Source organism: Pseudomonas sp. GW821-FHT11D10 (assembly GCF_058808435.1).
On sequence record NZ_JBXARR010000007.1, the window covers coordinates 177,335 to 191,770 of the forward strand.

At 61.5% G+C, this 14,436-nt stretch carries 14 protein-coding genes; 6 read left to right on the forward strand and 8 right to left on the reverse strand.

Annotation, left to right across the window (positions count from 1 at the left end):
* Window positions 1-47: 47 nt before the first annotated feature.
* Complete coding sequence (locus AC1RT4_RS20980; protein WP_007953639.1) at window positions 48-794, forward strand: FadR/GntR family transcriptional regulator; 747 nt, start codon at window positions 48-50, stop codon at window positions 792-794.
* Between the two features lie 4 nt (window positions 795-798).
* Here the strand turns inward: AC1RT4_RS20980 and AC1RT4_RS20985 are convergent, their stop codons facing one another.
* The 3 genes from AC1RT4_RS20985 to AC1RT4_RS20995 all read right to left on the reverse strand — a co-directional run bounded on the left by AC1RT4_RS20985 (window position 799) and on the right by AC1RT4_RS20995 (window position 2,792).
* Window positions 799-1,173: a hypothetical protein gene (locus AC1RT4_RS20985; protein ID WP_493087579.1), complete on the reverse strand. Its 375-nt coding sequence runs from the start codon at window positions 1,171-1,173 to the stop codon at window positions 799-801.
* A gap of 102 nt (window positions 1,174-1,275) precedes the next feature.
* Complete coding sequence (locus tag AC1RT4_RS20990) at window positions 1,276-1,467, reverse strand: hypothetical protein (protein ID WP_493087581.1); 192 nt, start codon at window positions 1,465-1,467, stop codon at window positions 1,276-1,278.
* Window positions 1,468-1,478: 11 nt separating this feature from the next.
* Window positions 1,479-2,792 carry a phospholipase gene (locus tag AC1RT4_RS20995; RefSeq protein ID WP_493087583.1) on the reverse strand — a complete coding sequence of 438 codons (1,314 nt, stop codon included), beginning with the start codon at window positions 2,790-2,792 and terminating at the stop codon, window positions 1,479-1,481.
* 234 nt (window positions 2,793-3,026) lie between these two features.
* Here AC1RT4_RS20995 and kdgD point away from each other — a divergent pair, with 234 nt between their 5' ends.
* From kdgD to AC1RT4_RS21020, 5 genes are all read left to right on the forward strand, one after another.
* On the forward strand, window positions 3,027-3,938 hold the full coding sequence (gene kdgD / locus AC1RT4_RS21000; protein ID WP_007953624.1) for a 5-dehydro-4-deoxyglucarate dehydratase: 912 nt from the start codon (window positions 3,027-3,029) through the stop codon (window positions 3,936-3,938).
* Window positions 3,939-3,999: 61 nt separating this feature from the next.
* Window positions 4,000-5,439, forward strand: coding sequence for an aldehyde dehydrogenase family protein (locus AC1RT4_RS21005; RefSeq protein WP_007953623.1), 1,440 nt, complete (start codon window positions 4,000-4,002; stop codon window positions 5,437-5,439).
* Between the two features lie 99 nt (window positions 5,440-5,538).
* Entirely contained in the window at window positions 5,539-6,903 is a 1,365-nt protein-coding gene (locus AC1RT4_RS21010) for an MFS transporter (protein ID WP_127796921.1), read from the forward strand.
* An 11-nt stretch (window positions 6,904-6,914) separates the two neighbouring features.
* Window positions 6,915-8,468, forward strand: coding sequence for a galactarate dehydratase (garD, locus tag AC1RT4_RS21015; protein ID WP_493087586.1), 1,554 nt, complete (start codon window positions 6,915-6,917; stop codon window positions 8,466-8,468).
* A 97-nt stretch (window positions 8,469-8,565) separates the two neighbouring features.
* On the forward strand, window positions 8,566-9,507 hold the full coding sequence (locus AC1RT4_RS21020) for an AEC family transporter (RefSeq protein ID WP_179692640.1): 942 nt from the start codon (window positions 8,566-8,568) through the stop codon (window positions 9,505-9,507).
* Window positions 9,508-9,516: 9 nt separating this feature from the next.
* On the opposite strand, the gene AC1RT4_RS21025 is transcribed toward AC1RT4_RS21020, so the two are convergent.
* From AC1RT4_RS21025 to gatA, 5 genes are all read right to left on the reverse strand, one after another.
* Entirely contained in the window at window positions 9,517-9,897 is a 381-nt protein-coding gene (locus AC1RT4_RS21025; RefSeq protein ID WP_493087588.1) for a carboxymuconolactone decarboxylase family protein, read from the reverse strand.
* Entirely contained in the window at window positions 9,894-10,955 is a 1,062-nt protein-coding gene (locus AC1RT4_RS21030; RefSeq protein ID WP_085746915.1) for a calcium/sodium antiporter, read from the reverse strand. Before AC1RT4_RS21030 ends, AC1RT4_RS21025 begins: the two co-directional genes overlap by 4 nt.
* Window positions 10,956-11,001: 46 nt before the next feature.
* Window positions 11,002-11,376 (reverse strand): septal ring lytic transglycosylase RlpA family protein, encoded by a 375-nt coding sequence (locus AC1RT4_RS21035; protein ID WP_085685701.1) that lies wholly within the window; start codon window positions 11,374-11,376, stop codon window positions 11,002-11,004.
* Between the two features lie 145 nt (window positions 11,377-11,521).
* Complete coding sequence (gene gatB / locus AC1RT4_RS21040) at window positions 11,522-12,967, reverse strand: Asp-tRNA(Asn)/Glu-tRNA(Gln) amidotransferase subunit GatB (protein WP_493087591.1); 1,446 nt, start codon at window positions 12,965-12,967, stop codon at window positions 11,522-11,524.
* A 10-nt stretch (window positions 12,968-12,977) separates the two neighbouring features.
* Window positions 12,978-14,429, reverse strand: a complete 1,452-nt coding sequence (gene gatA, locus AC1RT4_RS21045; RefSeq protein WP_192563526.1) for an Asp-tRNA(Asn)/Glu-tRNA(Gln) amidotransferase subunit GatA — start codon at window positions 14,427-14,429, stop codon at window positions 12,978-12,980.
* Window positions 14,430-14,436 lie beyond the last annotated feature (7 nt).

Sequence of the window (14,436 nt, forward strand, 5' to 3'; positions counted from 1 at the left end):
TGCGCTATGATGCCCTTCAAGCCGATTTTTCGAGACAAACGCAGACCATGGAAAACCCGATCGACACCCCGCGCCTCCCTCGCAAGCGCCGCAGCCTGGCTCAGGAACTGGTGACGGTGCTGACCGAGCAGATCCGCGACGGTCTGCTCAAGCGTGGCGACAAGTTGCCCACCGAGTCGGCGATCATGGAAGCCCATGGCGTCAGCCGCACCGTGGTGCGCGAGGCGATCTCCCGGCTACAGGCCGCAGGTCAGGTTGAAACCCGCCACGGCATCGGCACTTTCGTGCTCGATACGCCAAGCCCGAGCGGTTTCCGGATCGACCCGGCCACCGTGGTCACACTGCGTGATGTGCTGGCGATTCTCGAATTCCGGATCAGCCTCGAAGTAGAGTCCGCAGGTCTCGCCGCGCAACGCCGCAGCGCCGAACAACTAGCCGCCATGCGCGCCGCCCTCGATGCACTGAACGAAAGTGTGGCCCACGCCAGCGATGCGGTGGCGTCGGACTTCCAGTTCCACCTGCAAATCGCGTTGTCCACCGGCAACCGTTACTTCACCGACATCATGACCCATCTGGGCACCAGCATCATTCCGCGCACGCGCCTGAACTCGGCGCGCCTGGCCCATGACGATCAGCAGCACTACATGAATCGCCTGAGCCGCGAGCACGAGGAAATCTACGAGGCCATCGCCCGCCAGGATTCCGACGCCGCCCGCGCGGCCATGCGCCTGCACTTGACCAACAGCCGCGAACGGCTGCGTCAGGCCCATGAAGAGGCGCAGGCGCAGGGCTGAGAAATCAGGCTTCGATGTAGAGTTTCAGCGGTTCCGAACACGGCTCCAGACTGGCCTCATCAGCAAACTTGTAGCGCAACTCAACGGTACTGTTCAGGTACTTTTCCAGCTCGAATCTCGGGATGCTCAGTTCGATCCCGGTCATGCCGACCATGTCATCCAGTGCGTCATCCCAGACGCCGGTCGGCTCCGACAAACCCTGCCATTCAGGCTCTTCAGGATCGTCACCGAGGATCGGATACACATCCCAGTTCGGCGGTGTGTTCTGCCCGTCGGGCACACGAACGATCAAGTCGTCATCCAGAGTCGACAGCCGCAGGATGATCGAGTCGCTGGCGTGGTCGGGGAATTGCGGAAGGTGTGCAGCGGCAAACGTCATGCTTCGTTCTCCTTGAAAGATCTGCCGCGATCCTTCGCGGCAGTCGTCGCACTTTACCCGGCGAATCGGTGAGGCGCGCCGGGGCAATCTTGTCCGGGCATTTCAGCTCTTGGGCAGAATCGAACGATCCACCCTGACCGCCAGTTTTCCCGGGCCGGGCCTGACGTCGAACGTTGCCTGGCCCTGAGCATCCACCGACGCCCGGGCGATGGCCACGCCGTCGCGCAGCAATTGCAGCGGCGCACCTTTCAACGATTGGCCGGAAGCCAGTTCCACTTTCAATTTGATCGTCATCGAATCGCTCCTTAATTCGTGTTGCCGGTCGGGTGATAGTCCTTGAGCAGCAGGTAAGTGCTCCAGCCCCACCAGTCGTCGACGGTGGCGGTGTCGTTGAGGTTGTTGACGTCCTTGCGCCGCAGGACTTTGTTGCCTTGAAGGCGGAACAGTGGCGAGAAGTTGTTCTCCACTTTGTGCACATCGTCGAGATCCGGCAGGTGCTTCAGCGCGGCGAAGTCAGGCTCATCACGGCGTTTGCCAATGAGGTAGGCGTCGAACACTTCGTCGGCGGAGGCTTGGGTAGCCTGTTTGACATGGGATTGGTTGGCGAACTGTTCTTCGTCAGGAATGAGGTCGAAGTAGCGTTTGTCGCCAAAAGTGCGCCAGTGCTCGCCCAGACTGTTGCGCACCTTGAGGCCAAACTGGTTGTCTTCGTCGTGCATGAAACGAGAAATCAGCGAACCCAGATCGCCGGGTGTCACCACCGCAGCCAGCTCACGGCGCGGAACGCGCAGGTGACCTGAGGCGAAAAGGTCGGTGAGGAAATGATCGGCGAAGGCATTCATGGCGTAGGCCAGTTCCAGAGCCGCGGTGTCCTGCGTGCCGTGGGCGGCGACGGCCTGCTTGAGTGCTGCCGAGTGGCCGGCGATATAGGCGCGTTTTGCCCATTCACCAAAATGGTCGGGATTGTTGGCCGCCAGTTTCAGATAGCGACCCAGTGGAAACAGGGCGGAGACAAGACTTCCGCCGCCGGTGATTTTATTCCACTCTTCGGACAACGTATCACCCAGTTTCTCGTACGCCTCATGGGCGGGTCTGCCCTCGCTGATGGCTTGTTCGACCGCCGCAGCTTCTTGCTTTGCCACCTCGAGGATCTTGTCGACTTCGGCTTTCGCGGCAGGTGCGGTCGCCATTGAATTGAACGCAGCAGTAAAGCGCTTAAGGCGCTCGGCGGTTGTCGCACCGTCGCAGATCGGTTGCTCGGGAATTCCATAGAAATCGCCACCCAAGCCCAATATCTGACCATAGGTCAGTGCCAACCCATTGGGCAGATGCAGGGGAATCTTGCTGGCCGGTCTTGGTGGCGTTGTTGCGTCCAGACGCAGGAGCACATTGTCGCCGATGGCCGTGTGTTCAAGTATTTCGTAATACAGCCCGATCCCTTTGCTTGCTCTTGGTTTACGCGGAGTGGGGGGCGGGGGCTCGATGTGCGAGTCGGTTGCCAGCAATACGAGATGAGACTGTTCGCCCTCGATCTCGATCCCCGTTTCGCTAAACAACTCCTCGAAGCGGGCAATGAGCGGGATCGGCGGTTGTTGTGGATCGTTTTGTGGATCTGACATTTCTTGCTCCTTGATATGCCATTCGCAAAAATATTTAACTGTATTTATATACAGTAATCGGCAGCCTAGCCCAGAAGTTTCCTACGTCAAGGTAAGCAGACTCCCACGCAGGAGGAGGCGAAGACGATGAAATGCAGTTGACGGTTATCTTTTAAGTTGTACGATGACCTACAACTTCGGCGAAGGCTGAACGGTCCACTCACAAAAAAACGTTGCTACCAGGGTGTTCGAATAATGAATCCACAAGAACTGAAGTCCATCCTCTCCGCCGGCCTGCTGTCGTTCCCGGTGACCGATTTCAATGCCCAGGGCGATTTCAACCGCGCTGGCTACATCAAACGCCTGGAATGGCTGGCCCCGTACGGTGCTTCAGCCCTGTTCGCCGCCGGTGGCACCGGTGAATTCTTCTCCCTGGCTGCCAGCGAATACTCGGAAATCATCAAGACTGCCGTCGACACCTGCGCCAGCAGCGTGCCGATCCTCGCCGGTGTCGGTGGTTCGACCCGCCAGGCCATCGAATACGCTCAGGAAGCCGAGCGTCTGGGCGCCAAAGGCCTGTTGCTGCTGCCGCACTACCTGACCGAAGCCAGCCAGGACGGCGTTGCCGCCCACGTTGAAGCGGTGTGCAAATCGGTCAACATCGGCGTGGTGGTCTACAACCGCAACGTCTGCCGCCTGACCGCGCCGCTGCTGGAACGTCTGGCCGAGCGCTGCCCGAACCTGATCGGTTACAAGGACGGTCTGGGCGATATCGAGCTGATGGTGTCGATCCGTCGTCGCCTCGGTGATCGCTTCAGCTACCTCGGTGGTCTGCCGACCGCCGAAGTCTACGCTGCTGCCTACAAGGCCCTGGGCGTGCCGGTCTACTCCTCGGCGGTGTTCAACTTCATCCCGAAAACCGCGATGGACTTCTACCACGCGATTGCCCGCGAAGATCACGCCACCGTCGGCAAGATCATCGACGACTTCTTCCTGCCGTACCTGGACATCCGCAACCGCAAGGCCGGTTACGCCGTGAGCATCGTCAAGGCAGGCGCCAAAATCGCCGGCTATGACGCAGGCCCGGTGCGGGCGCCGCTGACCGACCTGACCCGCGAAGAGTACGAAATGCTCGCCGCGCTGATCGACAAGCAAGGTGCGCAGTAACACAACTCTATAAACAAGGCCGCTGAGCAATCAGCGGCCTTTTGCGTCAGGAGAATGATTCGTGACCAAGCGCTATGACAACTACATCAACGGTGAATGGGTCGCCGGCAACGATTACTCGGTCAACATCAACCCGTCCGAGCTGAGCGACACCATCGGCGATTACGCCAAGGCTGACCTGGCTCAGGTCAACGCCGCCATCGACGCCGCTCGCGCCGCGTTCCCGGCGTGGTCGACCTCGGGCATTCAGGCCCGTCACGACTCGCTCGATAAAGTCGGCACTGAAATCCTCGCCCGCCGCGAAGAACTCGGCACCCTGCTGGCCCGGGAAGAGGGCAAGACCCTGCCCGAAGCCATTGGCGAAGTGACCCGCGCCGGCAACATCTTCAAGTTCTTCGCCGGTGAATGCCTGCGTCTGTCCGGCGACTACGTGCCGTCGGTGCGCCCGGGCGTCAACGTCGAAGTCACCCGCGAAGCCCTCGGCGTGGTCGGTCTGATCACCCCGTGGAATTTCCCGATTGCGATTCCGTCGTGGAAAATCGCCCCGGCCCTGGCCTACGGCAACTGCGTGGTGTTGAAACCGGCGGATCTGGTGCCGGGTTGCGCCTGGGCGCTGGCCGAAATCATCTCCCGCGCAGGCTTCCCGGCCGGCGTGTTCAACCTGGTGATGGGCAGCGGTCGCGTGGTCGGTGAAGCGCTGGTCAACAGCCCGAAAGTCGACGGCATCAGCTTCACCGGCTCCGTCGGTGTGGGGCGTCAGATCGCCGTCAACTGCGTGTCGCGCCAGGCCAAGGTTCAGCTGGAAATGGGCGGCAAGAACCCGCAGATCATTCTCGACGACGCCGACCTCAAGCAGGCGGTCGAGCTGTCGGTGCAGAGCGCGTTCTACTCCACCGGCCAGCGTTGCACCGCGTCGAGCCGCTTGATCGTCACCGCCGGGATTCACGACAAGTTCGTCGAAGCGATGGCCGAGCGCATGAAGTCGATCAAGGTCGGCCACGCGCTGAAGGCCGGCACCGACATCGGTCCGGTGGTCTCGCAGGCGCAGCTTGAACAGGACCTGAAATACATCGACATCGGTCAGTCCGAAGGTGCGCGTGTGGTCAGCGGCGGTGGTCTGGTGACCTGCGACACCGAGGGTTACTTCCTCGCGCCGACCCTGTTTGCCGACAGCGAAGCGTCGATGCGCATCAGCCGCGAAGAGATCTTCGGCCCGGTGGCCAACATCGTCCGCGTAGCCGATTACGAGGCTGCACTGGCCATGGCCAACGACACCGAATTCGGTCTGTCGGCGGGTATCGCCACCACATCGCTGAAGTACGCCAACCACTTCAAGCGTCATTCCCAGGCCGGGATGGTGATGGTCAACCTGCCGACCGCCGGTGTCGATTACCACGTTCCGTTCGGTGGCCGTAAGGGTTCATCCTATGGCTCACGTGAGCAAGGCCGCTATGCGCAAGAGTTCTACACGGTCGTGAAGACCAGCTACATCGGTTCGTAAATCGCTGCACCCGCGCCGGGCCTTCGCCTGAGGCCCTGCGCGGCACAAGACCAAAGAATGTTTTACCCGCATAAAAATAATCAGTGGGAGTACATCTACATGCAATCGTCCAAGCCGACTCACGTCCGCTATTTGATCCTGCTCATGTTGTTCCTGGTGACCACGATCAACTACGCCGACCGCGCCACCATCGCGATCGCCGGTTCCAGTTTGCAAAAAGACCTCGGCATCGACGCGGTCACCCTCGGCTACATCTTCTCTGCATTCGGTTGGGCCTACGTGGCCGGGCAAATTCCCGGCGGCTGGCTGCTCGATCGTTTCGGCTCGAAAAAAGTCTATGCCCTGAGCATCTTCACCTGGTCGCTGTTCACCGTGCTGCAAGGCTTCGTCGGTGAGTTCGGCATGTCCACGGCCATCGTCGCGCTTTTCATGCTGCGCTTCCTCGTGGGTCTGGCCGAGGCGCCATCGTTCCCCGGCAACGCGCGCATTGTGGCGGCCTGGTTCCCGACGGCTGAACGCGGTACGGCTTCGGCGATCTTCAACTCGGCGCAATACTTCGCGACCGTGCTGTTCGCACCGCTGATGGGCTGGATCGTTTACACCTTTGGCTGGGAGCACGTGTTCATCGTCATGGGCCTGCTCGGCATCGTGTTCTCGCTGGTCTGGCTGAAGGTTATCCACAGCCCGCGCCAACACCCGATGGCCAACGAAGCGGAAGTGAAGTTCATCGCCGACAACGGCGGCATGGTCGACATGGACCAGAAACAAGGCAAAAAGGCTGACGGTCCGAAATGGGATTACATCCGCCAACTGCTGACCAATCGCATGATGCTCGGCGTGTACCTGGGCCAGTACTGCATCAACGGCATCACCTATTTCTTCCTGACCTGGTTCCCGGTGTACCTGGTGCAAGAGCGCGGCATGACCATCCTCAAGGCCGGTTTCATTGCCTCGTTGCCGGCGATCTGCGGCTTTATCGGTGGCGTCCTCGGCGGGGTGATTTCCGATTACCTGCTGCGCAAGGGCCATTCGCTGACCTTCGCCCGCAAGGCGCCGATCATTGCCGGTCTGCTGGTTTCGAGCAGCATCGTGGCTTGCAACTATGTCGACGTTGAATGGATGGTGGTCGGCTTCATGGCCCTGGCGTTCTTCGGCAAAGGCGTGGGCGCGCTGGGCTGGGCGGTGGTGTCCGACACCTCGCCGAAACAGATCGCCGGTCTGAGTGGCGGCCTGTTCAACACCTTCGGCAACATCGCGTCGATCACCACCCCGATCGTCATCGGCTACATCATCAGCTCCACCGGTTCGTTCAAATGGGCACTGGTGTTCGTCGGCGCCAACGCGCTGGTGGCGGTGTTCAGCTATCTGGTGATCGTCGGCCCGATCAAGCGTGTGGTCCTGAAAGAGCCGCCAACCAACGGTGGTTCCGAAGCGGCTGGTAAATTGTCTCAAGCGCATTCCTGAGGAGCGGCGTCATGCAGTTGATTGAACATTCCGACTCGCCGCGCTACATCCGCCTGCACGAGCGGGACAACGTAGTGGTTGTGGTCAATGACCAGGGCGTTCCGGCCGGCACCGCATTTGCCGATGGCCTGGTGACGGTGGATTTTGTGCCGCAGAGTCACAAGGTCAGCCTCGTGGACATCCCCGAGGGTGGTACGGTGATTCGCTACGGCCAGATCATTGGCTACGCGTTGCAGCCGATTCCCCGTGGCAGTTGGGTCAAGGAAGATCAACTGCGCATGCCGACCGCGCCGCCGCTGGACAGCCTGCCGCTGTCCACCGATGTGCCGGCCGCGCAGACACCGCTGGAAGGCTTCACGTTCGAGGGTTATCGCAACGCCGACGGCACCGTCGGCACGCGCAACATCCTCGGGATCACCACCACCGTGCAATGCGTCACCGGGGTGCTGGATCACGCAGTGAAGCGGATCAAGGACGAACTGTTGCCGAAGTACCCGCACGTCGATGACGTGGTGGCGCTGACTCACAGTTACGGTTGCGGCGTGGCCATCACGGCCACCGACGCCTACATCCCGATCCGCACCGTGCGCAATCTGGCGCGCAACCCGAACCTCGGTGGCGAGGCGCTGGTGATCAGTCTGGGTTGCGAGAAATTGCAGGCTGGGCAGGTGATGCACGAGGACGACGCTTCTGTAGATCTGAGCGAGCCGTGGCTGTATCGCTTGCAGGATTCCAGTCACGGTTTCACCGAGATGATCGAGCAGATCATGGAACTGGCCGAAGTCCGCCTGAAGAAACTCGACCAGCGCCGCCGGGAAACCGTGCCGGCGTCCGAGTTGATCCTCGGTATGCAGTGCGGCGGCAGCGATGCGTTTTCCGGCATCACCGCCAACCCGGCGCTGGGTTACGCCTCGGATTTGCTGTTGCGGGCGGGGGCGACGGTGATGTTTTCCGAGGTCACCGAAGTGCGCGACGCGATCTACCTGCTGACCTCACGGGCCCAGACCAAAACCGTTGCCGAGGAACTGGTGCGCGAGATGGACTGGTACGACCGTTACCTGGCCAAGGGTGAAGCGGATCGCAGCGCCAACACCACGCCGGGCAACAAGAAGGGCGGGTTGTCGAACATTGTCGAGAAGTCGCTGGGCTCGATCGTGAAGTCCGGCAGCAGCGCGATCAGCGGTGTGCTCGGCCCGGGGGAGCGTTTCAAGCAGAAGGGTTTGATTTTCTGTGCGACGCCGGCGAGTGATTTTGTCTGCGGTACGTTGCAACTGGCGGCGGGGATGAACCTGCACGTCTTCACTACTGGTCGTGGTACGCCTTATGGTCTGGCCATGGCGCCGGTGGTGAAGGTTTCGACCCGTACGGAGCTGGCGCAGCGCTGGCCGGATCTGATCGACATCGATGCCGGGCGGATTGCTACCGGGCGCGCGTCCATTGAGGAGTTGGGCTGGGAGTTGTTCCACTACTACCTGGATGTGGCGAGCGGCAAGCAGCAGACGTGGGCGGAGAAACACAAGCTGCATAACGACATTACGTTGTTCAATCCGGCGCCTATCACCTGAGTATGTTGATCGTTCCCACGCATAGCGTGGGAACGAACGGGGTGAAAGTGGCTTATCATTAGCCCCCTAACGACGCTCACCTCCAAGGCTCCCCGGCATGCTGGCAATTTTCCTCGAAACCCTGAACATCACCGCGCCGGTGTTTGCCATGCTGTTTCTCGGTGTGCTGCTCAAGCGCATCGACTGGATCAACGACAACTTCATCCACACGGCCTCGTCGCTGGTGTTCAACGTCACCATGCCGGCGCTGCTGTTTCTCGGCATCCTGCATGCCGACCTGCACGCCGCGCTGCAACCGGCGCTGCTGATCTACTTCGCCCTCGCCACGCTGGCCAGTTTTGCCCTGGCCTGGGGCTGGGCGATTTTCCGTTGTCCGCGTGAAGATCGCGGCATCTACACCCAAGGTGCGTTTCGCGGCAACAACGGGGTGATCGGCCTGGCGCTGGCGGCGAGCATGTATGGCGACTACGGAATTTCCCTCGGGGCAATTCTCGCGGCGCTGGTGATCCTCTTCTACAACACCCTGTCGACCATCGTGCTGGCGGTGTACAGCCCGGTAATCAAGTCCGATCCGTGGAGCATCTGCAAAAGCGTGGTCAGCAATCCGCTGATCATCAGCGTGATCGCGGCAGCGCCGTTTGCGTATTTCAAGATCGGTCTGCCGGGCTGGCTGGAAACCTCCGGCCAGTACCTGGCGCAAACCACGTTGCCGCTGGCCCTGATCTGCATTGGCGGCACGCTGTCGCTGGCGGCACTGCGCAAGAGCGGCAACATGGCGCTCAGTTCGAGTCTGGTGAAGATGATCGGTCTGCCGGTGATCGCCACGCTGGGCGCATGGCTGTGGGGCTTTCGCGGGGCGGAGCTGGGGATTCTGTTTCTGTACTTCGGCAGCCCGACTGCCGCCGCCAGTTTTGTCATGGCCCGTGCGGCCCAGGGCAATCATGAACTGGCAGCGGCGATCATCGTGCTGACCACGTTGATGGCGGCGATCACCACCAACATCGGGATCTTCTTCCTGCAGTGGGGCGGGTGGATCTGAGGGCGACGGTTACTCAGGTTTTTGGTAGGTGTCGATCACTTCCTGCGCCGCACGAAACGCATCGATCGCCGCCGGCACGCCGGCATACACCGCGCAATGCAGCAGCGCTTCGCGGATCTCTTCAACGGTGCAGCCGTTGTTCAACGCGCCGCGCACGTGGCCCTTCAATTCCTGCGGGCACTTCAGTGCTGTCAGCGCGGCGAGGGTGATCAGGCTGCGGGTTTTCAGCGGCAAACCTTCGCGATTCCACACGCCGCCCCAGGCGTGTTCGTTGACGAAATCCTGCAACGGTTGAGTGAACTCGGTGGCGTTGCCCAGCGCGCGGTCGACAAACGCGTCGCCCATTACCTGACGGCGGACTTCAACCCCGGATTTCTTCGATTCGGTCATGGCACATCCCTCTTGTGGTGTTGGCGGCGCCAGGCGCGCACGGACGTGAAAAACAGAAACGTCAGCAGCGTCGGCAGCACATAAAACAGCATCAATCGCTCGAGTTTGCCGGCCAGTGGCATGCCGGTGGTGAACGACACCACGTGCAGCCCGTACGCCAGATACAAACCCAACAGCAGCAAACCTTCGGCCCGGGTCACGCGATAACCGGAATAGAACACCGGCAGGCACAGCGCAGCGACGCCGAGCATCACCGGCAGGTCGAAATCCAGTGCGTTTGGCGAGACCGACAGCGGCGTCGGTGCGATCAGCGCGGTGAGGCCCAGCACCCCGAGCAGGTTGAACAGGTTGGCGCCGATCACGTTGCCGACCGCAATGTCCCGCTGACCGCGCAGCGCGGCGATCAACGATGTAGCCAGTTCCGGCAGCGAGGTGCCGACCGCGACCACGGTCAGGCCGATCACCCGTTCAGAGAATCCCAGGTCAGTGGCGACGACCACGGCTGCACCCAGCAACAAGTGCCCGGCAAACACCAGCATGCCCAGACCGCCGACAATCATCAGCAGGCTGGTGAACCACGGCGCCTGAGGATCGTGGGGTTGATCGGAATGCGGTCGGGTCGAGTGCCGCGACTGGCGCAGCAACAATCCGAGGTAAAGCGCCAGTGCACCGAGCAGCAGAATACCGTCGAAGCGCCCGAGTTCTTCATTCCACGCCAGCACGAACACCAGCAGGCTGGCGCCGATCATCAACGGAATGTCGAGGCGCACCAGTTGCCGCGACACCCGCAGCGGAATGATCAGCGCCGACAGGCCGAGGGTGACGAGAATGTTGAAAATGCTGCTGCCGATCACGCTGCTGACGGCGATGTCCGGCGTGTGTGCCTGCACGGCTTGCAGGCTGACGGCCATTTGCGGGGCGCTGCTGCCAAGGGCGACGATGGTCAGGCCGATGATCAGCGGTCGTACATGCAGGCGCGCGGCCAGGCGCACGGCGGCGCGCACCATCAGCTCGGCGCCGGCGATCAGCAGGAACAGCCCGCTGAGCAATTCGATCACGCTGATCAGAGGTAAGTCGGTCAGTCCGAAAATGGTGGACGCTCCATCAGTCGTCGAGGGCCTGGATCCTGACCCGGGCGGTTCCACTGCGCAGCATACCGAGCTGTTCGGCCGCCGCACGTGAAACATCGATCAGGCGGCCACGGGTGTGCGGGCCACGGTCGTTGATGCGGACCACGACGGATTCATCGTTTTTCAGGTTGGTGACCTTCACCCGCGTGCCGAACGGCAGCTGGCGGTGGGCGGCGGTCAGGGAATTCTGGTTGAACGCTTCGCCGCTGGCGGTGCGTTTACCGTGGTGCTTGGCACCGTAATAGGAGGCGACGCCGGTCTGGTCGTAACCGTGCGGGTCGATGGTGTCGGTGCTGGCGCAACCGGCCAGCAAAGAGAGCAGGGCGCAGGCGCCGAGCAGACGTTTCATTCAAAAGCTCCCAAGTGATCGTTCCCACGCTCCGGCGTGGGAATGCACCCCGTGACGCTCTGCGTCACACCGCAATGGACGCGGAGCGTCCGAGGCGGCATTCCCTCGCAGAGCGTGGGAATGATCCTCGGGCGCTGGGCCATCGTCAGCCTTCGAGCTTGCTTTTCAGCAGTTCGTTCACTTGCTGCGGGTTGGCCTTGCCTTTGGAGGCTTTCATGGCCTGACCGACGAAGAAGCCGAACATCTTGCCGCGCTTGGCTTCGTCTGCCGCACGGTATTGCTCGACCTGCTCGGCGTTGGCCGCGAGCATTTCGTCCAGTACCGCCGAGATCGCGCCGGTGTCGGTAACCTGCTTCAGGCCGCGCTTTTCGATGATCTCGTCTGCGCTGCCTTCGTCGTTGGCCATTGCTTCGAACACCACCTTGGCGATCTTGCCGGAGATGGTGTTGTCCTTGATGCGCTGCAGCATGCCGCCCAGTTGCTCGGCCGAAACCGGCGAATCCTCGATGTCCAGGTTCTGCTTGTTGAGCAGGCTGCCCAACTCGACCATCACCCAGTTCGCCGCCAGTTTGGCGTCACCGCCGATGGCTGCGACCTTCTCGAAGTAGTCCGCCTGCTCACGGCTGGTGGCCAGCACGTTGGCGTCATAGGCCGATAGACCGAACGCACTCTGGAAACGCTCGCGCTTCTGCGGTGGCAGTTCCGGCAGGGTGGCGCGCACGTCATTGAGGAACGAATCCTCGATGACCACCGGCAGCAGGTCCGGATCGGGGAAGTAACGGTAGTCGTTGGCTTCCTCCTTGCTGCGCATCGGACGGGTTTCGTCCTTGTTCGGATCGTACAGACGGGTCTGCTGGATCACTTTGCCGCCGTCTTCGATCAGGTCGATCTGACGCTGGATCTCGGAGTTGATCGCCTTCTCGATGAAGCGGAACGAGTTGACGTTCTTGATCTCGCAGCGGGTGCCGAATTCAACCTGGCCTTTCGGACGGATCGACACGTTGCAGTCGCAACGCAGCGAACCTTCGGCCATGTTGCCGTCGCAGATGCCCAGGTAACGTACCAGCGCGTGGATCGCCTTGACGTAGGCCACGGCTTCCTTGGCGCTACGCATGTCCGGCTCGGACACGATTTCCAGCAGCGGCGTGCCGGCACGGTTCAGGTCGATGCCGGTGGCACCGCTGAATTCTTCGTGCAGGCTCTTGCCGGCGTCTTCTTCCAGGTGCGCGCGGGTGATGCCGACGCGTTTGACCGTGCCGTCTTCCAGAGCGATGTCCAGGTGGCCCTTGCCGACGATCGGCAATTCCATCTGGCTGATCTGGTAGCCCTTCGGCAGATCCGGGTAGAAATAGTTTTTACGTGCGAACACGTTGTGCTGACCGATCTCGGCGTCAATCGCCAGACCGAACATCACCGCCATGCGCACCGCTTCCTGGTTCAGCACTGGCAACACGCCGGGCATGCCCAGGTCGATCAGGCTGGCCTGGGTGTTCGGCTCGGAGCCGAACGTGGTGGAACTACCGGAAAAGATTTTCGACCGGGTGGTGAGCTGGGTGTGAATCTCCAGCCCGATCACGACTTCCCATTGCATGTGTGTCTCCTCAGAAGCCGGTTGGGGTGCGGGTGTGCCAGTCAGTGTTCAACTGATACTGGTGCGCAACGTTGAGCAAACGGCCTTCCTGGAAATACGGAGCGAGCAGTTGCACGCCGACCGGCAGACCGTCGACGAAACCGGCCGGCATCGACAGGCCCGGCAGGCCCGCGAGGTTGGCGGTGATGGTGTAGACGTCTTCCAGGTAGGCAGCGACTGGGTCGCTGTTCTTGGCGCCGAGTTTCCAGGCCGGGTTTGGCGTGGTCGGGCCGAGGATGATGTCGACTTCATTAAATGCGGTCATGAAGTCGTTCTTCACCAGGCGACGGATCTTCTGCGCTTTCAGGTAGTAGGCGTCGTAGTAACCGGCGGACAGCGCGTAGGCACCGACCATGATCCGGCGCTGCACTTCAGGCCCGAAGCCTTCGCCACGGGAGCGCTTGTACAGGTCTTCCAGGTTCTTCGGGTCTTCGCAGCGGTGGCCGAAGCGCACGCCGTCGAAACGCGAGAGGTTGGAGGAGGCCTCTGCCGGAGCGATCACGTAGTACGCAGGAATCGCGTGCTGCATGTTCGGCAGGCTGATTTCCTTGATCACGGCACCGAGCTTCTGCAGCTCTTTGATGCTGTTCTGGATCAGGTCGGCGATGCGCGGATCGAGACCGGCGCCGAAGTACTCCTTCGGCACGCCGATGCGCAGGCCTTGCAGCGAACCATTCAGACCGGCGGCGTAGTCCGGCACGGGCTCATCGATGCTGGTGGAGTCGTTCGGATCGAAGCCGGCCATACCTTGCAACAAAATCGCGCAGTCTTCGGCAGTGCGAGCCAATGGGCCGCCCTGATCGAGGCTGGAGGCGTAAGCGATCATGCCCCAGCGCGAAACGCGACCGTAGGTCGGTTTCAGGCCGGTGAGGTTGGTGAATGCAGCCGGCTGACGGATCGAGCCGCCAGTGTCGGTCGCGGTGGCCGCAGGCAGCAGACGAGCGGCAACTGCCGCCGCCGAACCACCGGACGAACCGCCCGGTACGTGTTCCAGGTTCCACGGGTTTTTCACCGCGCCGTACCAGCTCGACTCGTTGGCCGAACCCATGGCGAATTCGTCCATGTTGGTCTTGCCCAGGGTCACAGTGCCGGCGGCGGCCAGCTTCGACACCACGGTGGCGTCGTACGGAGCCTTGAAGTTGTCGAGCATCTTCGAGCCGCAGCTGGTGCGGATGCCCTGGGTGCAGAACAGGTCTTTGTGGGCGATCGGCGCGCCAAGCAACGCGCCGCTCTCACCGTTGGCCCGGCGCGCGTCGGCGGCTTTCGCCTGCTCGAGGGCCAGCTCTTCGGTGAGGCTGATGAAACTGTTGAGCTGCGGATCGAGCTGGGTAATGCGCGCCAGCAGGACTTTGGTCAGCTCTTCGGAAGAAAACTTTTTATCGGCGAGACCGCGGGCGATCTCGGCCAGAGTCAATTGATGCATTGCAGGC